Here is a 25,020-nt window from a genome sequence, read left to right on the forward strand (position 1 = left end):
GTTTGGGCGCAAACAGCCTCCAATGCTAGTTGAACTGGCATTCTCGCAGAATGCAAACACGAGGAATTAACAACATGACACGTATCCTACTTGCCTCCACAGCACTCATCGCCCTCGCTGGCGCTGCTGCTGCAGAAGGCCACACAGGCATCTCCTTCACAGGTACTGCTTCTCTCGGCTTCAACGACGACACAACCGGCAACAACGTTGCTGTTTCTGCCGGCGACAACAACGTTGGCTTCTACTCCGACCTCGACATCGTCGCAGGCTTCGCAGCTGAGCTCGACAACGGCCTGATGGCTGCTGCGTCCTTGAACCTGGACAACTTGGGCGATGCGTCCACAGACGGCACAGAAGATGGCTTTGACTACACATTGTCCCTGACATCCGAAACTGCTGGCATGTACTACGGCGACACATCTTTCGCTGCACAGAACGTCTGGGCATCCGCTGGCGACATGGAAGCTGACGGCTTCTCCGAAGCTGACGGCGAAGTTGTTCTTCGCGGTGAAGCAGCATTCGGTGGCGTTTCCACACAGATCTCTTACGCTTTGGCAGACTCTGCTGACGTAAAGAACACTGGTGACCAGCTGGAGCAGCTCTCCATCGGTATGTCCGCTGACTTCGGTGGCGTAAACGTTGTAGCAGCTTACCAGGAAGCCTTCTCTTTGGCTGCTGACGGTACAGCATACAACACAGCAAACGGCGACATCACTGACGCAGACATCTTCGGTCTGTCCGTTGGCACGTCCTTCGGTGGCGCAGACATCCGTCTCGCATACGCTGAAAACTCCACTGCTGGTACAGACTCCACAGGTATCAAAGTTGCTTACCCACTGGGTCCAGTAACTGCGACAGCTTACTTCGTTGCTGAATCCGCTGGTGGCGACAACTACGGTGTAAACCTGGCCTACGAAAATGGCCCAGTTGCAGTTGCTCTGGACTACCAGGACGACCAAGGCGTAACAAAAATCGGCCTCGAAGGCTCTTATGACGTCGGCAACGGCATCACAGCCTACGCTGGTTACCTGACACAGGACGCTGCTGAAGATCGTTTCTACGTTGCAGGTTCCTACGACCTGGGTTCCGGCGCAGAGCTGCTGATCTCCTATGCTGACGACAGCGACGACATCGACGAAGATGAAATCGGTGCAGGCGACTACCAGCGCGGCACAACTGTTGAGGTATCCTTCGACTTCTAAGGAAGCCGAAAGATCCTAAAAGATTTGGGCGGCCCTTAACGGGGTCGCCCTTTCTTTTTGGGGCAACAGGATTTTGGAAACATCCAATGATCCCACAGGCCTTGTGGCATCTGCGCCCCTTCGCTACACATTTCCCCAGACGAAATTCGCAAGGATTGCACCCGTGACCGCACCAAAGACTCTCCGCCGCCTGACGTTTGGACTGGGCTTGATGGCTTCGCTCGCTGCGTGCGGAAGCTCCTCTGGTAGCATCGGCAGCAATCCCCTCGGCTCAATCGGCAGCTTGGGCTTTGGTGGGAACAACTCAGAAGGTGCCACGCAACAAGCCACGCGAACCCGCGGTGCTGAAAATGTGGCCGTGAACCGCTATCTTTGGGCGGCATCCTTGGATGTGCTGAACTTTTTGCCTGTGCAATCTGTCGATCCGTTCACAGGCGTTATCGTCATGGGGTACGGCACTCCCCCCGGTGGCAACCGCGCCTACCGTGCCACGATCCAGATTTCTGACCCTGCGCTTGATGCGCGGTCTTTGAACCTCGCTATCCTCACGCGCTCTGGCCCTGCCGCCTCTGAAACAACGCGCGCCATCGAAGACGCAATTCTATCGCGCGCACGCCAGTTGCGCATCGCGGACGGTGCGCTGTAAAACAGCCCTAACCTGACCAATTTCAGCGCCGGGCATCTCGCTCGGCGTTTCTATTTTCAAGGACACGACATGTCGCAATACGCACCCGCTGAAATCGAAGCCAAATGGCAAGCCGCTTGGGATAAGGCGGACACATTCAAGGCCGTCCGCAGTGACGACAAGCCCAAGTATTACGTGCTTGAGATGTTCCCCTATCCGTCCGGCCGCATCCACATCGGCCATGTGCGCAACTACACCATGGGCGACGTGATCGCGCGCTATAAACTGGCGACTGGTCATAACGTGCTCCACCCAATGGGATTTGATGCCTTTGGCATGCCCGCCGAAAATGCGGCGATGGCATCGGGCGGCCACCCCAAGGATTGGACCTATCAAAACATCGACGACATGGTCGCACAGATGAAACCGCTGGGCCTGGGCATCGATTGGTCGCGCATGTTCGCGACCTGTGATCCGGAATATTACGGACAGCAGCAGGCATTGTTCATCGATATGCTGGATGCAGGCATGATTGATCGCAAAAACGCCACCGTAAACTGGGATCCGATCGATATGACCGTGCTGGCCAACGAACAGGTCATCGATGGCAAAGGCTGGCGGTCTGGCGCAGAAGTTGAACGCAAAGACCTGACACAATGGTTTTTCAAAATCTCCGATTACGCGGATGAGCTGTTGGGGGCGTTGGACGGGTTGGACAACTGGCCCGCCAAGGTGCGTTTGATGCAAGAAAACTGGATCGGTAAATCTCGCGGTTTGCAATTCTCGTTTTCAATGGTCGAAGGCGTCGGCGCGCACGACCGCGTTGAGGTGTACACAACCCGCCCCGACACGTTGATGGGCGCGTCCTTTGTCGGCATTTCCCCTGATCACCCACTCGCAAAAGAGCTTGAGTCAGACAACGCCGATCTGGCAGCGTTCAACGCTGAATGCCGCAAAGGTGGCACGACTGCCGAAGCATTGGAAAAGGCCCCTAAGATGGGCTTTGACACCGGTTTGCGCGTGCGCCATCCGTTCGACAACGCATGGGAATTGCCCGTCTATGTGGCCAACTTCATTATGATGGATTACGGAACAGGCGCGATCTTTGGCTGCCCCGCACACGATCAGCGCGACTTTGACTTTGCAAAGAAGTACGAACTGCCGATCATCCCGACATTCCTACCATCCGAAAACGCGGACCCGGAACTGACCGAGGCTTTCGTGCCGAACAAAACCGACATGGTGCACTGGCTGACACCTTTCGCATGGGACTCGGCAACCAACGGCGCGGACGCCATCGATAAGGCTGTGGATTTCTGTGAGGCCAACGGCGTTGGTCAAGGGGTCACGAAATTCCGCCTGCGCGATTGGGGCCTGAGCCGCCAGCGATATTGGGGCGCACCAATCCCCGTCGTCCATTGTGATGACTGCGGCGTGGTGCCCGAAAAGAAAGAAAACCTGCCGGTTGAACTGCCCTACGATGTGTCTTTCGACATTCCGGGCAACCCGCTGGACCGTCACCCCACATGGCGCAACACGCCCTGCCCAAGCTGCGGCAAGGACGCCCTGCGCGAAACCGACACCATGGACACGTTTGTCGATTCGTCATGGTATTTCGCGCGCTTCACGGCCCCCCATGCGGCCACACCGACAGACATTGACGACGCCGCCTATTGGATGAACGTCGATCAATATATCGGCGGCATTGAACACGCGATTTTGCACCTGCTGTATTCCCGTTTCTTCGCCCGCGCGATGGTCAAAACTGGCCACCTGCCCCAAGGCACCGAAGAACCGTTCAACGCGTTGTTTACGCAAGGCATGGTGACCCACGCGATCTTTAAGACGGACGGCCCCGATGGCCGCCCCGTCTATCATTACCCTGAAACAGTTGATCTTCGCGATGGTGGCGGATTCCTGAAGGACGGCACACAGGTCGACATCATTCCTTCGGCCAAAATGTCCAAGTCCAAGAACAACGTCGTCGATCCGGTGGCAATCATCGAACAATACGGCGCGGACACCGCCCGTTGGTTCGTGCTGTCCGACTCCCCCCCCGAACGGGATGTGGAATGGACGGCATCAGGTGCCGAAGCCACGCACAAACACTTGTCGCGTGTGTATCGTATCGCCTGTGAAACGGCTGAAAACACCGACGCCGCAAATGGCAACGACGAAGCCCTGCTGCGCGACATGCACAAGGCGATCTTTGATGTCACGCAGGGCGTTGAAAGCTTCGGGTTCAATGCGTCTATTGCGAAGCTGTACGGTTTCACCGGGGCGATCGCGAAATCCAAGGCAGGTGGCGATGCAAAGCGTGAGGCCGTTAAAACCCTTGCGCAGTTGATGTCGCCCATGACGCCGCATTTGGCCGAAGACATCTGGGCCATGCTGGGTGGTGAGGGCCTTATCGCGAATGCGCCATGGCCCGTCGTGAACGAGGCAATGCTGATCGAAGACACAGTGACCCTGCCCATCCAGATCAATGGCAAACGTCGGAGCGAAATCGCCGTGCCCAAGGATATGAGCAAGGAAGAGGTTGAAAAACTCGCCCTCGCGGATGAGGCTGTGATGAAGGCTTTGGACGGCAACGCGCCCAAAAAGCTGATCGTTGTACCGGGCCGGATTATCAATGTTGTCATCTGACAGACGTAAAGTTCTAACTCTCCTCGCGGCCCTGCCATTGGCGGGCTGCGGGTTCACGCCAGTCTACGGCACGAACGGATCGGGCGGCGCGCTGCGTGGTCGCATTGCCTACCGCGCGCCGGATACGCCAGAAGGATTCCGTCTGCGCACCCGGCTCGAGGATCGGTTGGGCCGCACTGAACAGGGCGATTACCTTTTGACCGTGCAACTGGACATCGAAGAAGTCGCCGTGGTGATTTCGTCCGCCCAAGACATCAACCGGTTCAACCTGCCCGGCGAAGCAACTTGGGTTTTGACCGAACCGGACAATGACACGCCGCTTGCATCCGGCACCGCTGCGACCTTCACGGCGTATTCAGCATTTGGCACGACCGTTGCCACACGCGAAGCACAGAACGACGCACGTGACCGCCTTGCAATCGCATTGGCTGACTTGATTGTGACGGATCTTATCGTCGCCTCAGCCCCGTGAAGCTGTCTGCGCGCGACGCCACCGGATATTTCCGAAAACCCGATCCATCGGGCGCGGGCATCCTGATATATGGCGGTGATGCGATGCGAGTAGCGCTGAAACGCCAAGATGTCATCAAAGCCCTCGTGGGACCGAACGGCGAAGAAGAAATGCGCCTGACCCGGATGACTGGTGCGGAATTGCGCAAAGATCCGGCGCTGCTGGGGGATGCGATCAAGGCACAAGGGTTCTTTCCCGGCCCGCGCGTGGCCTTCATTGAAGAAGCCACAGATGCGGTGGCCAAGGCGATCAGCCCGGCACTGGCGGATTGGGTGCAGGGGGATGCGCAGATTATCGTGACGGCGGGCCAGCTGAACGCGCGATCCGCCCTTCGAAAACTGTTCGAAGGCCATCCGTCGGCTTATGCCGCAGGTGTGTACGACGACCCGCCCACGCGTGATGAAATCGAAGCGTCTTTGCGCGATGCCGGGCTGAAAAACGTCGGCCATGATGCCATGAACCTGATCAGCGCCTATGCCCGCGAAATGGCCCCCGGTGATTTGCGCCAGACCATTGAAAAACTGGGATTGTACAAAATCGGGGATGACAGCGAAGTCACGACAGAAGACGTCGAAGCCTGCGCACCTATGTCCAATGAGGCCGGTCAGGACGATCTGTTGAACATTGTCGCTGATCTGAAGGCCCATGAAATCGGACCAATCCTGAGCCGTCTTTACGCCCAAGGCACGCAGCCTGTGGCCCTGTGCATTGGCGCGATGCGCCACTTTCGCCAGTTGCACGCCGTAGCGTCTGATCCGGGCGGGCCGGCAGCAGGGACCGGCAAACTGAAGCCGCCCGTCTTTGGGCCGCGCCGCGACCGTATGGTGCGCCAAGCCAGCAATTGGGGGCGTATAAATCTGGAAGACGCACTCGGGACCATAACCGAGGCCGACCTTACATTGCGATCGGCGAGCACCGCACCGGACCGCGCGCTGGTCGAACGTATGTTTATACGGTTGGCGATGTTGGGCCGTAGACGGGCCTAGAGAGCGGATATGGCAGGCTGCCCTGTTCGCAGTTCAACTGCCCCCAGAATCAAAAAAGGCAGGCGCGTTGCCTGCCTTTTTCAAAATTCTGATAGGTCGGTTTAGGAACCGCCGCTACCTGCAACGTCGCCTGTCTCAGCAAGAACAACGATTGAAGCGAAGATTGCAGTAATACCGGCAAGACCACCAAGGCCAGCAAGTGCGAACAGGCCGCCGTTCTTTTCGATCATTACAACTTCACCGGCGTCAGTTGTGACGTTCTGTGCTGTTGCTGTGGTAGAAGCAGTTGCCAAAGCAGCTGCCGCGATGAGTGTAGTGATTTTCATAACGAGGCTCCAAAAAATGTATGCGTTAACTCTCGGCGAGATTATGTTTTATTTTAGGCGAATACAAGCGAATGTCGCGCGGCTTATAGCCTTTGATACCCGAGATAGCCGGTCTGGACCGAAATCCACTGCCGCGATTGCCAGATTGTGCCGTCTCGATCACGCCAATAGGTGTTCTTAAAACCGAAATTACTATCGGTGCATGTCTCTTCCAGGACGGTCGTCTGATACGTTCTTTCAACAATTGTGAGGGATTCTGACCCGGTTACGACAGTCGAACACTGAAACGTCCGGCGTTCGATTTCGTCCAGACCATTCAGGAAATCCAACGTTCTGAGGTGGTTACCACCCCCACGTAACGACGCCACAGCGCTGGAAATATCTGTGCCCATCAGGTCATCCCCAAATCCGCGGGATGCAACCAGAAGGCCGCGATCAAACGCCAAGCTTAATCCATCCTGACTGGCCCAAGTCACTTTGCTGCCGTTCGTGGCAACCTTTAACAAGATTGCTGTCGCATCACGTGATATGATGCTTACGCGCAACAAATCCGCCTCTTGGGCTTCGATTACAGCGCGTGTCATCGCAACGCCGCCTTCCGACGGCGAATCGTCAGCCCCTGACAACGATCCAAATACGCCCGACAAAAGCGACACTGCACGGTTGCCTTCTTGCAATGGTCCGCACGCTGCGACCAACGCCAAAGTTGCGCCCAAGAGCCCGGTGATCAGAGTTTTCTTCATCGCCAGAACCGTCCCCAATTGTCTTGCATCTGGCCCTGATGGCCACCTTCAACGACGTCATAAAGCCGCCCGTCAATTCGCAACCTTGCACCGCCATCGCGTTCAAGGGACGACAGCGTTGTGCCGGCCGTATCGCGTGTCGGTGTTCCAACCAGCGCATCAAACGGCACTTCAATCCGGATACCTTTATCGAACGAACCTTCACCGAAATCTTCAAATTCGACGTTGGTGAGAGTGAAATATCCGCCGACCTTCCAGCCGTTGTTGAATTCCCGATCCAGAGAAAACGTCGCGCCCCAATCACCTGCGAGGTACCGGCCAACGTCAACCTGCGCGACAAACCCGTTGTCGAAATCGTAGTACGCGGAAACATGGCCCGTCACGATGTCATAGTCTTCACCGGAATAGTCTGTGCAATTGATATCTGAACACGCCGGACGGAAGCCAAAGCCCATGTCGAAATCACGCATGATCGAATAATTCAGCTCAGCACCGAGGGCCAATTGATTGTCCACGGGCTTCCAAAGGACTTCGCTCGACACACCGGCAAAGCCACGTTCAAGGTAACCGGCAGAAACGCGGCTATACAGATCGCGGCCAGGACGCGCGTACCATGACACGAACAGGTTTTCGATCCCGCCACCAGATTCAGCACCATAGCGCAGACCAGTGCGGCGCACGTCCGGCAAGGTTGACTCTGAAATACGTCCAACTTCGTCACGGTTGCCCAGAAGACGCTGTCTGTAGCTGCCCGCCAGAACAAGGTTCGGGCGCAGTTCGTATTGGAAAGACGCCTCAAGCCCGACGTCGCCGCGTGCGGGACTTTCGCCATCAAACAACGTCACTTCCAGATAGGGTGAAATCCCCCAGAGGAAGGCCGGTGTCGGATCGTCATACAAAATCGCGGGCGCTGGACCGGATGCATCATCAAACAGCACGCGGTCATACGAAAGGGCTGTCGCATTTGGTGCATTTTCCAGCTGTTCCATATCGCCACGGCGGATGGTTACGGAAGATAGCGCGATACCGTTCTGCGACGGTTCGAGAACAAACGTATCGATATCCAGCGGGGCAGCATTGGTCAGCAAACGTGACAAACGGCCAACACCTTGTGCTTCTGCACGGTAGCGGCCGTTTTCATAACGCACCCGCAATGTACTGCCCGTGATTTCTGCCCCGATCAGACGGAACCCTTCGGCGGACATGATTGCCCCGAGGGCCTGTACTGCGCCAGCTTGAACCTGCGGCGTGCCCCATGACGCAGCCGCGGCAGTCATCTCGGAACGTACAGCAACCGGGATCGGGGCCTGATCAAGGCCTGACACCGTTGGACGCGACGTTGGATCAACTATGATAGTCGCCGACAGTCCGACCTCGCTGCCATAAAGGTAATAGGCGCCCAGCTGATAGGACTCATTGGGTTGCCACGTCACACCAAAGTTCAGAGGGGATTCCCTGACAAAATCTGTGCGGTCTGTTTCGCGCTGATAGGAATCCGACGAGTATTCCGCCAAGACGGTCCATTCATCGTTCAAGCGCCATTCGACGCCACCAAAGAACGCCGCATCACCGCGAAAGAACTGCTTTGCGAGAACCGTGCCGCCCGTGCCCGGACGATCCGTCGGACGGGTCTCAAAACCTTGGTCAATAATCCCTAGGGGGTTTGTAAATCCGTTGACAGTACCCAGACGGCCCCAGCCAATGCCACCCGAAACGCGCACATTGGGCGACACGGTTTTTGTGGCAACGAAATATTCGCTGCTGTACCGGCCCGTCCCTAGGAAATCACGGAAACCAATCGCGACGGCGGGGCGAATCCGACCTTCGTCAGCCAACAGATATTGGGCATCAAAGCTGCGGTCATAGGCATCAATCAGGGAATACCGAAAATTTGCCGTCAGACGGGGCAACACCTGAAAACTGAATGTCGCGCGGCGGGTATCGCCAAACGCAGACAAGTTCGCCGATATCTCTCCGTCGGGCAACGCCACAGCAGAGGGCATATCAATGATGCCGGGTGTCCCGAAAAGGGTGTACGTCGCCCGCCAACTGTCTTCGCCAGTACCTTGCGCAACAACCGGGGCGGCGGCGATGGAGGCAGCAACAGCGCCTGCAAAGCCTATGAAACTATAAAAACTGACCATAATTAACTTCTGGCACTGTCGGTCAGCCTGCCGCAAGCCTATTTTTGCGCAAACCCGCCGAGTCGTTGCAACTAAACGTCAAAGGTGGGGGATATGCCATACCGTGCCAGGAAACGTCGTGCCAAACCGCCCCAAAGCCACAGAAACCCGCGCTTTTCGTCAGGTTTATAATTTGGTCTAGTCGCTCAAGCAGTGCTGGGCTATTCAGCAGAAAATTTTGACATAGGACAAGAAGATGAAAATTGCAGTGATCGGAACGGGCTACGTTGGTCTGGTGTCAGGTGTGTGTTTCTCCGATTTCGGGCACGATGTTGTGTGTGTCGACAAAGACCCATCTAAAATCGCCAAGCTTGAAGCAGGCGAAGTGCCTATTTACGAACCCGGCCTCGAAGAGCTGATGGCTAAGAACGTCGAAGCTGGCCGCCTTACATTCACGATGAATTTGGCCGAAGCAATTGATGGCGCCGACGCTGTATTCATCGCCGTTGGCACACCGACGCGGCGCGGTGATGGCCATGCAGACCTGACCTATGTGATGGCCGTGGCAGAAGAAATCGCGTTGGCGGCAAAGCATTACACCGTCATTGTCACCAAATCGACAGTGCCCGTTGGCACCAACCGCCAAGTCAAACAGGTCGTGCGCAAGGCAAACCCCGATCTTGATTTTGATGTGGCGTCCAACCCGGAATTCCTGCGCGAAGGTGCTGCGATCGACGATTTCATGCGCCCTGATCGTGTGGTTGTCGGCGTCCAGTCAGAGCGCGCGGGCGACATCATGAACGACGTCTACCGCCCCCTGTTCTTGCGTGATTTCCCAGTGGTCATCACCGACCTCGAAAGCGCCGAGATGATCAAATATGCGGCCAACGCATTTTTGGCGACGAAGATCACATTCATCAACGAAATTGCCGCACTGTGCGAACGCACTGGCGCTGACATCAAACAGGTCAGCAAGGGCATGGGCCTTGATGGGCGCATCGGGAACAAATTCCTGCACGCAGGGCCCGGTTACGGTGGATCATGCTTCCCCAAAGACACCAAAGCCCTGGCACGTATCGGTCAAGAACACGCGGTTCCCATGCAGATCACCGAAGCCGTGATTAAGGTGAACGACGAAGTGAAACGCCGCATGGTCGATAAGCTTTTGGAGCTGTGCGACGACAGCTTTAACGGCAAGACGGTTGCGGTTCTGGGTGTGACGTTCAAACCAAACACGGACGATATGCGAGATGCGCCATCCCTGACCATCATTCCCGCGCTTGTCGGCGGTGGTGCGAAGGTGCGCGTTGTTGATCCGCAAGGCAAACACGAAGGCGAAGCATTGTTGCCCGGCGTCAAATGGATGGACGATCCGTACAAAGCAGCGCGCAACGCCGATTTGGTCGTCGTGTTGACGGAATGGAACGAATTCCGTGGCCTCGATCTGTCGCAAATCGCCGAGCATATGGTGACACCGCGCATGGCGGACCTGCGCAATATCTATTCGAACAAAGATGCGAAACGCGCGGGCTTTGACTCCTATGTCTCCATTGGTCGCGCACCTTATGAAGCGTCAGCAGATCAGGAAGACTAACCCCGCGAATACACGTCTTCGTGGCGAATGATATCGTCTTCGCCAAGATAGCTACCGGTTTGAACCTCGATCAGGGTTAGTTCGACCTTGCCGGGGTTTTCAAGCCGGTGGATGTCGCCTTGCGGCACATAGATCGACTGGTTTTCGAAGACCATTTTCACTGTGTCACCAACCGTCACCTGGGCGGACCCTTCGACGACAACCCAATGTTCTGCGCGGTGTACGTGTGATTGCAGCGACAGCACCCCGCCAGGGTGGACGCAAATACGTTTCACTTGAAACCGCGGCCCCATGGCGAGGCTTTCGAACCATCCCCAAGGGCGATGATCACGCGTAAAGGCATCCGCCTGCGCGGCACCTTTTGCACGCAGCGCATCCACAACTTTTTTGACGTCCTGACTGCGCGATCTGTCTGCAACCAGCACCGCGTCGGGCATCGCGACGGCGATCACATCCTTCAGGCCCAAACCAATCAGTTTCTGGCCTTCGCCTTCGGACCACAGCAGGGAATCTTCGCATTCCAGCGCAGTTGCATCCCCATTCACGCGCACGCCGTTTGTGTCTGCACCCGTCCAACGCACGGCCTCCCAATCGCCCAGATCTGTCCAGCCATCGGGAAACGGCATGACGACCAAGTTATCTGCCTTTTCCATGATCGCGTAGTCAACGCTGATCTTGTCTGCGCCCGACCACGCAACCGCGTCCAAACGTTTAAACCCCAGATCCGGCTGTGCGCCATCAAGGGCCGCGCGCACTGGGTCAACCAGTTGTGGCGCGTATTTTTCAAAGGCGGCTAAGACGGTCGAGGCCTTCATCAAAAAGATTCCGGCATTCCAAAGGTAACGGCCCGTTGCCAACATTTCCTCTGCGGTTGCGCGGTCTGGTTTTTCTACGAAACGCGCCAATGGTGCGGTCTGCCCGCCAACTGGATCGCCCGAAAGTTCAAGATACCCGTAGCCCGTTTCGGGGCGATCCGGCGTAATTCCGAACGTCACAATTTGTCCTGCCTGCGCATCGGGCGTGGCCTGCGCCACAGCCGCCAAAAAGGCGTCAGTGTTGGGCACCAGATGGTCTGATGGCGCCACAAGCATAAGCCCGTTTTCATTGGCGTCAGACACGGACATCGCCGCAAGCAAAATCGCTGGTGCTGTGTCACGCCCTTCCGGTTCAATGAAAATATGTTCTGGCAGGATGCCAACCTTGCCGAGCTGTTCGGTAACGATGAACCGAAAGTCCTCTGACGTGAGGACGAGAGGCCGGGTCATTCCCGCGCCTGACAGCCGCGCAACGGTCTGTTGAAAAAGCGATTGAACGCCTTCAAACACTGAAAACTGTTTTGGAAAGCTTTTGCGTGACAAAGGCCAAAGACGGGTGCCCGCACCGCCTGCTAGGATCACGGGGGTAATCATATTCACAGCCCTCAAAAATTCACATCATCGATCTAGGTCGGTTGAAAACCAAATTGACCCAGGTGGGATGACAAGGGAAGGGGCTGTTTTACACAATCCGTCTTAACCCAATTGAGGTTTAGCTGTACCTGTAAGATCGGCGCGGTGGTAACCCTGAACATCGCGTTCAATAACGGTCCGAACCATTGCTTTGTCCGAATTCTGAACAGCCGAGGCCAAATCACGAAGCATTCTTGCGGTTTCAATCTGGCTCAACCGTGCCTCATCGGCGCGCAAGATTTTGGCGTGTGGCGTCGGAAGTAGTGAATCATCGTCGATAAGCAGTTCTTCGTACAATTTCTCACCGGGGCGAAGGCCGGTGATCTTGATCTCGATCCCGCCCATGTTGTCAGGCGATTGAACGCTTGCCCCTGACATTTCGACCATCCGCCGTGCGACATCGACAATCTTCATCGGCTTACCCATGTCGAGGATGAACACATCACCGCCCTTGGCAAAAACCGCCGCCAGCAAAACCAATCGTGCGGCTTCCGGAATGGTCATGAAGAAACGTGTGACATCAGGGTGGGTGACCGTGATTGGCCCGCCCTGCCGGATTTGGCGCTGGAACAACGGCAAAACAGAGCCCGAGGACCCAAGCACATTGCCAAAACGCACCATCGAATAGCGCGTGTGCGTAGATCGCGTGGCAAGGTCCTGCAACACGAGTTCTGCAAGCCGCTTCGTGGCCCCCATCACATTGGTCGGACGCACGGCCTTGTCTGTGGAAATAAGAATAAAGCGGTCCACGCCACACTTGTTTGCGGCCTCTGCGACAATCTGGGTGCCCAAGACGTTGTTGCGCGCGCCTTCGACTTCGTTGTCTTCCACCATTGGCACGTGTTTGTAGGCCGCCGCATGAAGCACGACTTCGACTTTTTCTGTGGTCAAGACATCCTCAACCCGAACGGCGTTACAAACCGACCCAAGCCGTGCCACCAGTTCGATGTTCTTTTCAGTGGCAATCGGGCGCAGCGCGGCCTCAATCTCATAAAGCGCAAATTCACTTTGCTCGAACAAAACGATTTTCTGCGGGCGACATTCAACAAGCTGCTTGCATAATTCTGATCCGATAGACCCGCCTGCACCCGTCACCATCGCGGTACGACCTGCGTAGGTTTTGGCGATCTCGGGAATGTCGAGGTCGACGTTATCGCGGCCAAGCAGCGTATTTGGCGCGACCGTTTTCAGTTCTTTGCTTTTGCCATAGATCAGATCGACGTAGGACGGCAAAACCTGAAGGTCGATATCCAGCCGTGACAGCTCTGTCACCAGATCGGCGAGGTCTGTTTGATCAAGGGATGGAATAGCAACCAAAATACGTTTGATCCCTTCCGCATTGATAATGCGTTCAAGTTCGGCACGTGGATGAACACGCAGACCAGCAATCAACAAGCCCTTGTAGCTGGGATTATCATCGAAAAAACAAACTGGAACGACCTCGGGGCTTTGACGAAGCGCGGATGACAATTGAATACCCGCCGCGCCTGCACCAAAGATCGCAACCCGCGTGACTGAACCGGATCCGCCAAGGGACGTCAGCAATTGCAAAGCGACCATGCGCCCAAAAATCGCGAGCGCAAAATAGCCCGCCGCGAAAATCGCGGGAATTGATCGGACCGATCCAATATCAAAAACCAAACTTGTCAACGAAACGACGCTGCTCAGGATCATTGCAACAACTGCAACACGAAGCGCGCCGCGCATGTCAAAGGACGACAGTTTTATCCACGGCAGGCGAAGACCAATGATCGCGACAGGCGCAAGGCACATCAGCAAAACTGTAACGGGCCAAGATGCCGCAAAGCGTTCAATCGGAAACGCCGTACCGTACCGCAGCACAAACGCGAGGTAGAACGCAGCAAAGACCATGCTCCAATCAAAAGACAGCAGCATTATTCTTTTCGTACGACGTGAAAAAGAATCAACCATTACATGTCCTAGTCATTAAGCAACGCACTTTCGTATCACACCAGAGGGACGGCACCAACTGTACCAAAAAACACAGCGGAGCTTTGCCCAGCCCTAAATTTCAATGTGGCAATCGCTCAGGTACTCAAGGCGCTTCAAATCTTTACGAATAATTAACATTGCGTAATTGCTTGTAAGATGTGCTGGCAAGTAAGGATTTACATACTTGCCCGAACATGAGGTTCTACAGCCACATATTGCGCTTGCCACCCTGACCATGACAGGAAGAACCCGCAGCCTTAGAGGAACAATCATGGTAAAAGCACTCGTCACGGGATCAGCAGGGTTCATTGGATATCACCTGTGCAAAAGGCTGCTCGCGCATGGGTTCGATGTTATCGGGTTTGACGCGATGACGGATTATTACGATGTGCGTTTGAAAGAACGGCGTCAGGCGAATTTGCTGCAATCGGGCGGTTTCAAAGCCGTTAATGATCGTCTTGAAAATGACGGTGTGTTGATGGACCTGATCGCAGCCGAGAAACCCGATTACGTGATCCATTTGGCCGGACAAGCCGGCGTTCGTTATTCTATCGATGAACCGCGTTCTTATGTGGATGCCAACATCATCGGCACCTTCAATCTACTAGAAGCCGTGCGCGCCACACCTGTGAAACACCTTTTGCTGGCATCGACATCATCTGCATATGGCGCCAACACGCAAATGCCGTACACAGAAACGGACAAGGCCGACACTCAGATGTCATTTTATGCGGCCACCAAGAAATCAAACGAGGTGATGGCCCATTCCTATGCCCACCTTTACGATATTCCGACAACGATGTTCCGCTTCTTTACGGTCTATGGCCCATGGGGCCGCCCCGATATGGCGCTGTTCAAATTCACCAAGGCTGTGCTGAACGGTGATGCCATTGACGTCTACAACCACGGCGACATGTCACGCGATTTCACCTACGTCGAAGACCTCGTGCGGGGGATTCATCTGTTGCTGGATGCCGTGCCGGAACGACTGGATAATGTGCCCGATGGCGACAGCCTGTCGCCCGTCGCACCCCACCGCATTGTCAATATCGGTAACGGCGAACCTGTGCAGTTGATGGCCTTCATCGAAGCCATTGAAAAAGCCTTGGGGCAAACCGCCGTGAAGAATTTCATGGATATGCAGCCCGGTGATGTCCCCGCGACATGGGCGGACGGCGCATTGTTGAAAACGCTGACAGGATACACGCCGAAAACAGACGTCGAAACGGGCGTACAAGCCTTCGTCGATTGGTACCGCGACTATTACGACGCCTGAAGCCGACGCGCTGCGGCCAACCCCGCCCAGCGTCCCGTCGCAAGGCACGCCGTGATAAGGTAACCACCCGTCGGAGCCTCCCAATCGAGCATTTCACCCGCGCAGTACACACCATCACGGCCGCGCAACATAAGATCGCCATCAAGCGCGCCGAAACGTACCCCGCCCGCAGTTGAAATCGCTTCGTCCATCGGGCGCGGAACCAGATTAGGGAAACGCAAAGCCTTTATCGTCGCGGGCAGTGATGCGTCACTAAATCTGCCAAATTCGTTCAATAATGCACGTTTCAGCGGATCGAGTTTTAGAACCTTGCGCAACGTGTTCGCGGTTGATTGTTTGCCCTTAGGGGCGGCTAGTTTCGCCGCGATATCAGCCTCACTGAGGTTCGGGAGCAGATCGAGCACCAAAGGCGCGCCATCACGAATAGCCGACGACACGGCGTAAATACCGCCGCCCTCAATTCCCTTGTTAGACACAACAAATTCACCGCGCGCCACGACCCCACCGGCCGTCAATTTGCATCCTTTAACAGCCGTTCCGAAATGCTGGGTCATGTGGTCAGACCAAGGAATTTCAAAACCCACGTTCGCAGGTTGGAACGGCGCAACCACATCCAACAAATGCCCTGCCCATTTGCCGTCGGACCCAAGCCGTTTCCAGCTGGCACCGCCCATCGCGAGAACTGTAGTTTTCGCGTCGATGGTCTGTGGGCCTTCGGGCGTGTTGAATGTCGCCGAACCACCATCCCAGCCTGTCCACCTCCAGCGTGTTTGGATCGTTACGCCCTCTTGCGTCAATCGCGCCACCCATGCCCGCAAAAGCGGAGAAGCCTTCATTTTGACGGGAAAAACTCGCCCCGTGGAACCTGTAAATACATCCTGCCCAAGTCCCTGCGCCCAATCGCTGACGGCATCGGGGCCAAAGTCAGACAAGATTGGCGCCAGAGTATCCAAGGCATCGCCAAATGCGGCCTCAAATGTATCTTTGTCTTCGGCCTTAGTCAGGTTCAAACCCGATTTGCCTGCCATCAAAAACTTACGCCCAACCGTCGGCATCGCGTCTGCGACAATCACCGAATGACCCGCTGCCGACAAGACTTCGGCAGCCATCAATCCGGCAGGACCGCCGCCAATGATCAGGGCATCTGTCACTCGGGCGCGCCGACAGGAAGGCCGCCTTTGACATGCAACACACGCTGTGGGAACGGAATTTCAATGCCAGCGTCTTTCAGGGCATTCCACACGGCGAACCGCACATGGCTGCGGTATTTGAACTGGCCATCGTCGATGCCTTCGACCCAGAACTCAACGATAAAATCGATGCCACTGTCGCCAAAATTATCAAGCTCAACGTCGGGCTTATGCGGCGCATCAAGAACGAAATCGAGAGCGGATACCGCGGGCTCAATGATGCCCGGAATCAGGTTGATATCCGTGTCATAGCTGACAGAGAACGTAACCTCATAGCGGTTGGCTGACCCGCTGTCGGAATAGTTGATAACGCGTGTGACGATGAAATCTTCGTTCGGAACGACGATCCATTTGCCATCAAACGTTTCCAGAATGGCGGCACGGGCTGTCATCTTGACGATCGTGCCCGCCTCGCCGCCATCGAGTTCAACGTAATCCCCAACCGTTGCTTGCCCTTCGAGAAGCAGGATCACACCGGAAACGAAATTCGATGCAATTTTCTGAAGGCCAAAACCGATACCAACACCCAGCGCACCCGTCAGAACCGCCAGCGACGTCAGTGGCACACCCGCGATGTTCATCGCAACCAGAAACGCCGCCCCAAAAATCGCGATCTCTGCCGCTTTGACAGCCAACTGCCGCGTCGCGGGCGGCATGTCTTGTTTTTCAATCAGCGCGCTGGATTGGTCGTTAGACCAACGCCCCAGCCAGAACATAATGGTCGCCACAACAGCAAACCGCAAAAGCCCAAGAAGCGAAAAGGACATATTGCCCAAAGGCACCGTCGTCGCGCCCAGCCACAGTATCACAGGGTCAAGAAAGCCCAGCGCATACACAGCGGCCAGCGGAATCAGAACCGTCTTTCCGATCAATTTCAAAAGCGGATCGGACAGCATATCGCGCACGAACGCACGCACTGCGAGAAACAGGAAAACACGTTTGCCAAAGGCAATGACTTCACCCGCACCAAAGACAGACCGCGTGACCTGTTCACCAATCGCAGTCAACGCAAACGCCAAAAGCGGCAGAACAAGCGGCATGAAGATCAGCACAAACCTGCGCGCTTTTGACAGCGCCGTTTGGCTGTCTGCCGCTGGCGTCAACGCCTTGATCAGCCTCGGGTTCAGCTTGCGCGTGATAAATACCGCCGCCACGTAGGCGACCACCAGCAATGCAAATTGCACCCAATTGGCCGGATCAATAATCCACGCCAAAGCGATCTCGTATACGGGCATCACATAGCCCAGCACTGTGTTCATCAGGTCATTCATAATCGCCCCCTATACCACGTTTGTGCGCGAGGAAACTGCTCAGCCGATCATCCCTTTGATCGCACCCACAAGGGTGGGATCAGCGGCAAGTGCCGGTTGAACCAGATCCATCGTGTCAGCGTCCAATGTTATCTGGCTGATCTGGTCAATCAGCCCGAGGGCCAGCGCCTCGTTCGCGTCGAGCTTTGCGCCCGTCAGAAGGATGCGCTTTGTCGCGGATGGCCCGACGAGGCGCGCCAGTCGTGCAGGGTCTGAGGGCTGTGGTCGCACGCCCATCTTGATCACCGGATAAAAGAATTTTGCCGACGGTACTGCGATGCGCAAATCACAGGCCAACACCATGCCCAGCGCGCCGCCTGCACATGACCCATTCAGCGACGCAACACTAAGCCCCCGAAAATCCGCAACAGCCTGCGAAAGACGTTCCCATGCCGGCGACGTCGCAAGGGTGCCGTTGCGCACATCTTCAAGATCAGCCCCCGCGCTGAATACTTTGCCCGCACCTGTCAAAATCAAAACTGTCTGATCCGCGTCTTCAACAGCGCCCGCCATGTCGTTCAACATGTCTTCTGTCAGGGCGTTGGCCTTTTCCGTGCGGTCAATTCGCACAGTGAGGCAGCCACCCGATACGATTATATTGATCAAATCAGGCCCACCGATCTGCGAATATCATCTTCGCGCAGGGAAATGTCTTCGCCCAGATATTTATCCGCCTCGAGGCCGCACATCCACACAAGCGTTTTTGCAGGCCATTCCGGCGGGATATGATCGGACCATTCAAGCTGGCTAACGGGGTTGATCCCCGATGCCTTGATGTCGCGCTGCATATCCGTGGCAACCGTACCCGGTGACAGCCCCATAATACGAAGCCCGTGTTCGCGGGCCTCTTTGTCCGCACAGCGCGTCAGCATGTAGGCCCCGGCTTTTGACGAACAGTAGGACGACCACGCCTCAATCGGGTTATGTGCCGCGCCAGAGGAAATCGTAATAATCGTGCCCTGCCCGCGTTTGATCATATCGGGCATTGCAGCGCGCATTCCGTTAAAGACGCCCTTAAGGTTCACATCGATTGTTTTGCCCCATGCGTCCGGGTCAGCGTCCGCCAAATGGCTGATCGGATCGAGCAATCCGGCGTTGCCGATGAACACATCCAACGGGCCGAATGCCGCAACCGTCTTTGCAATCGCAGCCGTGACGGCCTCGTAATCCGACACGTCACACCGTACGGCGATTGCATTCTCGCCGATTTCGCGCGCCAGCGCCTCGATCTCGTCGCCGGACCGCGCCACCAATGCCACCTTTGCCCCTACGTCGGCGAAAGCCCGCGCAGTGGCGGCACCGATCCCGCGGCTCGCGCCGGTGATCAAAACGACCTTATTCGTCATATCCATGTCGCGTCCTTTCGACTGTCTGCACAATTCCGGATCAAATGCTGCACAAGGTCCGGCATACGTGACCTTGACCCCCCTGCGCAGAGTTGAAAAGCTGTTCCCAACATTTTTCCGCAGGAGCGCCTTATAATGAAGAGCATTCGTCACACGAGCCTTATCGCCGCGATTTTATGTGGCACAACGGCCAACGCCGATGTCACCGCCCAGCAGGTTTGGGACAATTGGACAGAACAGATGGCAGTTTACGGCCAAGGGTTCACCACAAGTGGCGAAGATATGTCCGCCGGCACCCTCACAATATCAGACGTCAAGATCGAGATGAGCGATGACGAAGCAACGATCACTGCTCTGCTTGGCGATATCGCCCTGACGGAAAATGGCGATGGTACGGTCTCGATCACGGTTGCGGACAGCTACCCTATCACCATCAATGCAACGCCGCAGTACGGCGACCCCGTCAAAGCAAACCTGACGGTGTCCCAAGAGAATATGTCGCTGACAGTGTCAGGTGATCCCGAAGCGATGGTCTATGATATCGCCGCAGACCGTTATGCATTAAGCCTCGACAATCTTGAAGGCGATCAATCCATGGACGTCGAAGTTGTGGATGCCGTGATCGCGATGCTGAACGTGGCGGGCCAATATTCCGTCAGCGAAGACACCCTGACGCGCATTGACTACGCCTTTAATATTGGTGCGCTGGACATCGACATGCTGTTCAACGAAATCGACGCGGGCGGCACGATTTCAGGCAACGCCGATATTGCTGACCTTGCGATGTTTGCAAAAATTGCCGCGCCGATCGATATGGATATGAACGCCGAACAGCCCCCTTTTGCAGATGGTCTGGCGTTCGAGGGCGGATATACCTTTGGCAATCTGTCCTATGCGTTCGACTTTGATGTGAAGAACGACCAAGGGTCCGGGTCTGCCACCGTCGACAGCGGCATTTTGTCGGTCGCGTTCGACATGGACGGTGCGCTGTATTCCGGCACGTCCAAAGGCATCGACATCACCATGTCGATCCCCAATGAAATCCCCTTCCCCCTTCAGGCGAGCATGGCGCAATACGGGTTTGATTTCGATATCCCACTGAGCCAAGGAACCGACGGCCCGCGTGATGCGCGTTTGGGGTTCAACTTTACTGAATTGGCAATCAGCGACACCATTTGGAACCTCGTTGATCCACAAACGATCCTGCCGCGCGAAGCGGTTACCGTTGCCATCGGCCTGTCCGCCAAGGTTACCCCATTCTTTGATTTCCTCGATCCCGCCCAACAAGAAGCGGCAATGATGACGGACGTTCCGGGTGAACTGAACAGTGTCGAAATTACAGAACTTGTTGTGAAGGGTGCTGGCGCTGAAATCACAGGGGATGGTGCGTTCACATTCGACAACAGCGATCTACAAACATTCGATGGCTTTCCACGCCCCGAAGGCCAGGTCAATTTCGCGATCAATGGCGTGAATGGCTTGATCGATAACCTTATCCAGATGGGTTTGATCCCGCAGGAAGAAGCGATGATGCCACGTATGATGATGGGTATGTTCACGACGCCTGTCGGTGACGACATGCTGACCTCAACAATCGAAGTGAACAGCGAAGGTCACGCGCTCGCGAACGGTCAACGTCTGCGCTAGGGCTACAAATCGCCCGAAAGCACCTTACATGGATAACAGAACTTCGCGGCGTCTGGTTCAACCAGGCGCCGCATTTACTTTCAGGAGAGACACATGAAGATCCGTTTAGCGACCAGTTTTATCGCCCTGTCTACAGCATTCGCCGTTCCGGCCTTTGCCGACGTCACAGCAGCCGATGTGCTGTCCAACCAAAAGGCATTTTATAGCGCATTGGGCGTTTCCCTAAGCGGAGAATTGTCCGGCGACACGTTCAGCAATCCGGAAATGAACATCGTCTTTCCGCAAGGCGTGGCCAGCATGCAAGTCATGATAAATGGCGACGTGACGATGGCGGACAATGGTGATGGAAGCGTTCTGATCACCTACCCGTCACCAATGACGCTGTCTGTGTCAGGTGGCGCTGAGGACGAGGGATCATTTTCGGTCGATATGACGATGACCCATGATGGATACTCTGTTCTGGCATCCGGTGATCCAGGCGAAATTACATATATTGCCGACGCGCAGAACCTTCGCTTTGACGTGACCAACGCCCAAGCCGACGGCCCTAATGCCGATGAATTCGAGATCGAGGGCGCGTTCACAATGGATTTCTGGACAGGCACGTCCACTGTCACCGAAGGCAATCTGATCAATTACACATCGACATCCGAGGTGGGTAATTCCGGTGCGGACTTTACGTACACGATCGACAATGTCGTATCCAAAAGCACTCAAAATACCCAACCTGTCCAATCCAATATCGATATGATGCTGCCCGTGGGTGGGTCAGATGTAATGAACTTGTCGGCCGCCCTGCGCAACGGATTGAGCATTGCTCTCGAAACCACGGGCGCGGCTTCAACGTCAGTTTCGGAAACGACGTTGAACGGTGAGGTTATGAACCGCCAAGCCACAAGCACAGGCCCGCAAATTGCAGCATTGACCGTTAACGAAGATGGCCTCGCTGCGACCGCCGAAGCGGCTGATTTCGCAATGACGTTCAATGACCAGACGTTGTTCCCCGGCGATCTGGATTTCGCCATGGATCAAATCAGTGCGAATTACGATGTTCCCCTGAACGCATCTGATGATCCGCAGGACTTCCGCATTGCGACCAGCATGCAGGGCCTGACACTCGGCGATACGATCTGGGGCCTGTTTGACCCCGCAGGCATCCTGCCGCGCGATCCGGCAGAGGTTTCGTTTGACGTAACAGGCAATGGCACCAACGGAACCGACTTCCTTGATTTCGCCGCCATGGCACAGATGTTCGGCCCACCCGCGGTTGAAATTGATAACGTAACAATCGAAAACTTGCGTATCGCCGCTGTCGGCGCAGAAGCCACGGCAAAGGGCGCGATGACGTTTGACTGGACAGATTTCCAGACAATCCCCGGCATCGCCCGCCCCGAAGGCAAAGTGACGGTCAATCTGAACGGCGCGAATGCGTTGATGGACAACCTCGTTGCGATGGGGCTCATCCCAGAAGAGGAACTGATGATGCCACGTATGATGATGGGCATGTTCGCAACACCAGTGGGCGACGACATGCTTGAAACTGTGCTTGAGGTGAACAGCGAAGGCCACGTTTTGGCGAACGGCCAGCGTCTACAGTAACGATAAATCCGGGCGGCGCGCACTTGCGGGCCGCCCCAACACAAACTACCTCCGTCGCAAGCAAAGGAAGTTCCATGACACGTACGCTTGCAGATTTGACCCAACGCCTGATTGATGCCGCCAAAGGTGCGGGCGCTGACAACGCCGATGCCGTCGCGATCTCGGGCACCTCCGTTAACATCGACGTTCGCAATTCTGTCCTAGAAGAAGCGCAGCGTTCTGAATCCACCGACATAGGGTTGCGTGTTTTTATCGGCCATCGATCCGCCAACGTCAGCGCATCCGATACATCGGACCGCACAGTTGAAGAAATGGCGCACCGCGCTGTTGCAATGGCAAACGAAGCCCCCGAAGACCCGCATTCAGGCATCGCGGACGTGTCCCAGCTTGCGACGGACACAGACCCAGCACGCCTAGATCTTGTTGATGCAGGCGACGAACCCGACCCCGCGTGGCTCGAAGAACAGGCGCGTATCGCTGAATCCGCGGCGCAGGCGGTTGATGGTATCGCACAAGTTCAATCCGCGTCCGCCGGATACGGCCGCCGACAGGTCTACATGGCCGCAAGCAACGGATTTTCCGGCGGTTACGAAAGCACAGGCCATTCCCTATCCGCCGTCGCAATTTCCGGCGAGGGCACAGGAATGGAGCGCGATTACGATTTCGACAGCCGTATCCATTTGTCCGACATGCGCGACGCTGCCGAGATTGGCCGCGTCGCGGGGGAACGCGCCGTTGCCCGCCACGGCGCACGCAAACCACAAACGGGCACGTATCCGGTGTTGTTTGATGAACGTATCGCAGGTTCCCTTATCGGGCATCTGTTGTCAGCCAGTAATGGCGCAATGATCGCGCGCGGGTCGTCTTGGCTGCTGGGCAAAAACGGGCAACGCGTTCTGCCAGAAGGCATGGATCTGATAGAAACGCCCCACCGCCCCCGCGTGTCCGGTTCACGGCTGTTTGACGGTGAAGGCCTGCCAACAGCGGAACGCAAAATCATCGACGATGGCGTCCTGACAGGTTGGACGCTCGACCTGGCGACAGCTCGCAAACTGGGGCTGGAGAGCTCCGGATCAGCATCGCGCGGCACGTCTGGCCCACCGTCCCCATCCGTAGGCCACGTGACATTGACCCAAGGCGTCCAATCGCCAGAAGACATGATCCGCGATATGGGCACAGGGCTTTTGATTACGTCTATGATTGGGTCCACCATCAATCCTAACACAGGCGATTATTCCCGCGGTGCGTCCGGTTTCTGGGTTGAAAATGGCGAAATCGTTTACCCCGTCAACGAATGTACTGTGGCAGGCAATCTGCATGACATGCTTGCGCGGATCGTCCCCGCGAACGATGCACGCACGCATATCAGCCGCGTTATCCCCAGCCTGATGATTGACGGGATGACCCTCGCAGGTGCGTGACCTCGAACTTCTCATCAATGCGGCACGCGATGCGGGGGATATCGCACGCGGGTATTTCAACGCCTCGCCCGAAGTCTGGGAAAAATCCGGCGGCCAAGGCCCCGTAACCGAGGCCGACCTGCACGTGAACCGCCAGCTTGAGGCAGACCTTCAAGCGGCGCGCCCTGATTACGGCTGGCTGTCCGAGGAAACCGAAGACGGCGATGCCCGCCTGAAAACCGAACGACAGTTCATTATCGATCCCATAGATGGCACCCGGGCGTTCATCGAAGGCAGCAAAGACTGGGCCCATTCGATTGCCATCACCGAAAACGGAAAACCTGTCGCTGCGGTGATTTACCTGCCCATGCGGGATTTGATGTATGCCGCCGAGATCGGCAAAGGTGCGACCTGTAACAACGACCCCATCTTTGCGACGAATGACAAACCGATCGACACGGCCACGGTCCTGTCCAACAAACCAAATGTTGACCCGAAACACTGGGCAGGGGCAGTTCCGCCGTTCAAGCGCACATTCCGCTCCTCTCTTGCGTACCGCCTTGCGCTTGTGGCGCAGGGACGGTTTGACGCGATGCTTACATTGCGGCCCACTTGGGAATGGGATGTCGCCGCCGGTGCATTGATCGTCACAGAAGCTGGCGGCATCGCGAGCGATCAAAAGGGCGGTCCGGCCTTGTTCAACAACCCCCATCCGCAAATCAACGGCATGGTCGCGGCAGGCGGAATCCATAGCACTTTGATAACTGCGTTGGTGTGATCTGCTTTACGCGCAGCGCCCCCTCCAATAGGGTCTGCGCAACGTAATTTGACCGGTAGGTATCCCATGGCACAACGTCTGCACCTCGTCTTTGGTGGCGAACTCATCGACCCAACCAAGAACGCTTTTAAGGACGTCGATGACATCCACGTCGTGGGCATGTTCGCGGATTACGAAAGCGCGTTCAACGCCTGGAAGGCAGAGGCCCAAAAGACCGTAGACAATGCCCACATGCGTTATTTCATCGCGCACATTCACCGCCTGCGCGACGAAGCGGCTGAAACGTCTGCGACTGAAGAACTCGGTTAAAAAGGGGG

At 56.0% G+C, this 25,020-nt stretch carries 21 protein-coding genes; 12 read left to right on the forward strand and 9 right to left on the reverse strand.

Translation table 11 applies throughout. The features are described from left to right. Nucleotides 1-74: 74 nt before the first annotated feature. The 5 genes from L0664_RS09675 to holA all read left to right on the forward strand — a co-directional run bounded on the left by L0664_RS09675 (nt 75) and on the right by holA (nt 5,970). On the forward strand, nt 75-1,202 hold the full coding sequence (locus L0664_RS09675; RefSeq protein ID WP_235225599.1) for a porin: 1,128 nt from the start codon (nt 75-77) through the stop codon (nt 1,200-1,202). A 211-nt stretch (nt 1,203-1,413) separates the two neighbouring features. After that, the gene (locus tag L0664_RS09680; protein WP_235226171.1) at nt 1,414-1,848 is read left to right on the forward strand and encodes a DUF3576 domain-containing protein; all 435 of its coding nucleotides are present in this window, start codon (nt 1,414-1,416) and stop codon (nt 1,846-1,848) included. Nucleotides 1,849-1,917: 69 nt separating this feature from the next. Further along, on the forward strand, nt 1,918-4,473 hold the full coding sequence (gene leuS / locus L0664_RS09685; protein WP_235225600.1) for a leucine--tRNA ligase: 2,556 nt from the start codon (nt 1,918-1,920) through the stop codon (nt 4,471-4,473). Then, on the forward strand, nt 4,460-4,945 hold the full coding sequence (lptE, locus tag L0664_RS09690; RefSeq protein ID WP_235225601.1) for an LPS assembly lipoprotein LptE: 486 nt from the start codon (nt 4,460-4,462) through the stop codon (nt 4,943-4,945). The genes leuS and lptE overlap by 14 nt, the downstream gene beginning before the upstream one ends. Continuing rightward, nucleotides 4,942-5,970 (forward strand): DNA polymerase III subunit delta, encoded by a 1,029-nt coding sequence (gene holA / locus L0664_RS09695; RefSeq protein ID WP_235225602.1) that lies wholly within the window; start codon nt 4,942-4,944, stop codon nt 5,968-5,970. The genes lptE and holA overlap by 4 nt, the downstream gene beginning before the upstream one ends. Before the next feature lie 101 nt (nt 5,971-6,071). Here the strand turns inward: holA and L0664_RS09700 are convergent, their stop codons facing one another. From L0664_RS09700 to L0664_RS09710, 3 genes are all read right to left on the reverse strand, one after another. Continuing rightward, nucleotides 6,072-6,296 carry a hypothetical protein gene (locus L0664_RS09700; protein ID WP_235225603.1) on the reverse strand — a complete coding sequence of 75 codons (225 nt, stop codon included), beginning with the start codon at nt 6,294-6,296 and terminating at the stop codon, nt 6,072-6,074. Between the two features lie 83 nt (nt 6,297-6,379). Next, nucleotides 6,380-7,039 carry a YjbF family lipoprotein gene (locus tag L0664_RS09705; RefSeq protein ID WP_235225604.1) on the reverse strand — a complete coding sequence of 220 codons (660 nt, stop codon included), beginning with the start codon at nt 7,037-7,039 and terminating at the stop codon, nt 6,380-6,382. Next, a complete protein-coding gene (locus tag L0664_RS09710) occupies nt 7,036-9,183 on the reverse strand; it encodes a YjbH domain-containing protein (RefSeq protein ID WP_235225605.1) in 2,148 nt (715 codons plus the stop codon). The genes L0664_RS09705 and L0664_RS09710 overlap by 4 nt, the downstream gene beginning before the upstream one ends. Nucleotides 9,184-9,418: 235 nt before the next feature. Between L0664_RS09710 and L0664_RS09715 the strand changes: the two genes are divergently transcribed. After that, nucleotides 9,419-10,756, forward strand: coding sequence for a UDP-glucose dehydrogenase family protein (locus L0664_RS09715; RefSeq protein WP_235225606.1), 1,338 nt, complete (start codon nt 9,419-9,421; stop codon nt 10,754-10,756). Here the strand turns inward: L0664_RS09715 and L0664_RS09720 are convergent. After that, nucleotides 10,753-12,165 carry a mannose-1-phosphate guanylyltransferase/mannose-6-phosphate isomerase gene (locus L0664_RS09720; protein ID WP_235225607.1) on the reverse strand — a complete coding sequence of 471 codons (1,413 nt, stop codon included), beginning with the start codon at nt 12,163-12,165 and terminating at the stop codon, nt 10,753-10,755. The two genes, L0664_RS09715 and L0664_RS09720, sit on opposite strands and share 4 nt — an antisense overlap. A 102-nt stretch (nt 12,166-12,267) precedes the next feature. After that, complete coding sequence (locus L0664_RS09725; protein WP_235225608.1) at nt 12,268-14,100, reverse strand: polysaccharide biosynthesis protein; 1,833 nt, start codon at nt 14,098-14,100, stop codon at nt 12,268-12,270. A gap of 328 nt (nt 14,101-14,428) precedes the next feature. Between L0664_RS09725 and L0664_RS09730 the strand changes: the two genes are divergently transcribed. Then, the gene (locus tag L0664_RS09730; RefSeq protein ID WP_235225609.1) at nt 14,429-15,433 is read left to right on the forward strand and encodes an NAD-dependent epimerase/dehydratase family protein; all 1,005 of its coding nucleotides are present in this window, start codon (nt 14,429-14,431) and stop codon (nt 15,431-15,433) included. Here L0664_RS09730 and L0664_RS09735 read toward each other — a convergent pair. Genes L0664_RS09735 through L0664_RS09750 form a run of 4 tightly spaced genes read right to left on the reverse strand, consistent with a single transcriptional unit; the run spans nt 15,421 to nt 19,285 of the window. Further along, entirely contained in the window at nt 15,421-16,584 is a 1,164-nt protein-coding gene (locus L0664_RS09735) for a TIGR03862 family flavoprotein (protein ID WP_235225610.1), read from the reverse strand. The genes L0664_RS09730 and L0664_RS09735 overlap by 13 nt on opposite strands. Next, nucleotides 16,581-17,894, reverse strand: a complete 1,314-nt coding sequence (locus L0664_RS09740; protein WP_235225611.1) for a mechanosensitive ion channel family protein — start codon at nt 17,892-17,894, stop codon at nt 16,581-16,583. The genes L0664_RS09735 and L0664_RS09740 overlap by 4 nt, the downstream gene beginning before the upstream one ends. Before the next feature lie 39 nt (nt 17,895-17,933). Beyond that, complete coding sequence (locus L0664_RS09745) at nt 17,934-18,539, reverse strand: enoyl-CoA hydratase/isomerase family protein (protein ID WP_235225612.1); 606 nt, start codon at nt 18,537-18,539, stop codon at nt 17,934-17,936. Next, nucleotides 18,536-19,285, reverse strand: a complete 750-nt coding sequence (locus L0664_RS09750; protein ID WP_235225613.1) for an SDR family oxidoreductase — start codon at nt 19,283-19,285, stop codon at nt 18,536-18,538. The genes L0664_RS09745 and L0664_RS09750 overlap by 4 nt, the downstream gene beginning before the upstream one ends. A 129-nt stretch (nt 19,286-19,414) precedes the next feature. On the opposite strand from L0664_RS09750, the gene L0664_RS09755 reads away from it, so the two are divergent. The 5 genes from L0664_RS09755 (at nt 19,415) to L0664_RS09775 (ending at nt 25,012) form a co-directional block, all read left to right on the forward strand. Beyond that, nucleotides 19,415-20,926, forward strand: a complete 1,512-nt coding sequence (locus tag L0664_RS09755) for a DUF2125 domain-containing protein (protein WP_235225614.1) — start codon at nt 19,415-19,417, stop codon at nt 20,924-20,926. Nucleotides 20,927-21,019: 93 nt separating this feature from the next. Continuing rightward, nucleotides 21,020-22,525, forward strand: a complete 1,506-nt coding sequence (locus L0664_RS09760; RefSeq protein WP_235225615.1) for a DUF2125 domain-containing protein — start codon at nt 21,020-21,022, stop codon at nt 22,523-22,525. Nucleotides 22,526-22,599: 74 nt separating this feature from the next. Next, a complete protein-coding gene (locus L0664_RS09765) occupies nt 22,600-23,946 on the forward strand; it encodes a TldD/PmbA family protein (protein WP_235225616.1) in 1,347 nt (448 codons plus the stop codon). Next, nucleotides 23,939-24,703 (forward strand): 3'(2'),5'-bisphosphate nucleotidase CysQ, encoded by a 765-nt coding sequence (locus L0664_RS09770; RefSeq protein ID WP_235225617.1) that lies wholly within the window; start codon nt 23,939-23,941, stop codon nt 24,701-24,703. Before L0664_RS09765 ends, L0664_RS09770 begins: the two co-directional genes overlap by 8 nt. A gap of 66 nt (nt 24,704-24,769) precedes the next feature. Then, nucleotides 24,770-25,012, forward strand: coding sequence for a DUF4170 domain-containing protein (locus L0664_RS09775; RefSeq protein WP_235225618.1), 243 nt, complete (start codon nt 24,770-24,772; stop codon nt 25,010-25,012). Nucleotides 25,013-25,020: the final 8 nt, after the last annotated feature.

The organism is Octadecabacter dasysiphoniae, assembly GCF_021532615.1.
GTDB classification, from domain to species: Bacteria; Pseudomonadota; Alphaproteobacteria; order Rhodobacterales; family Rhodobacteraceae; genus Octadecabacter; species Octadecabacter dasysiphoniae.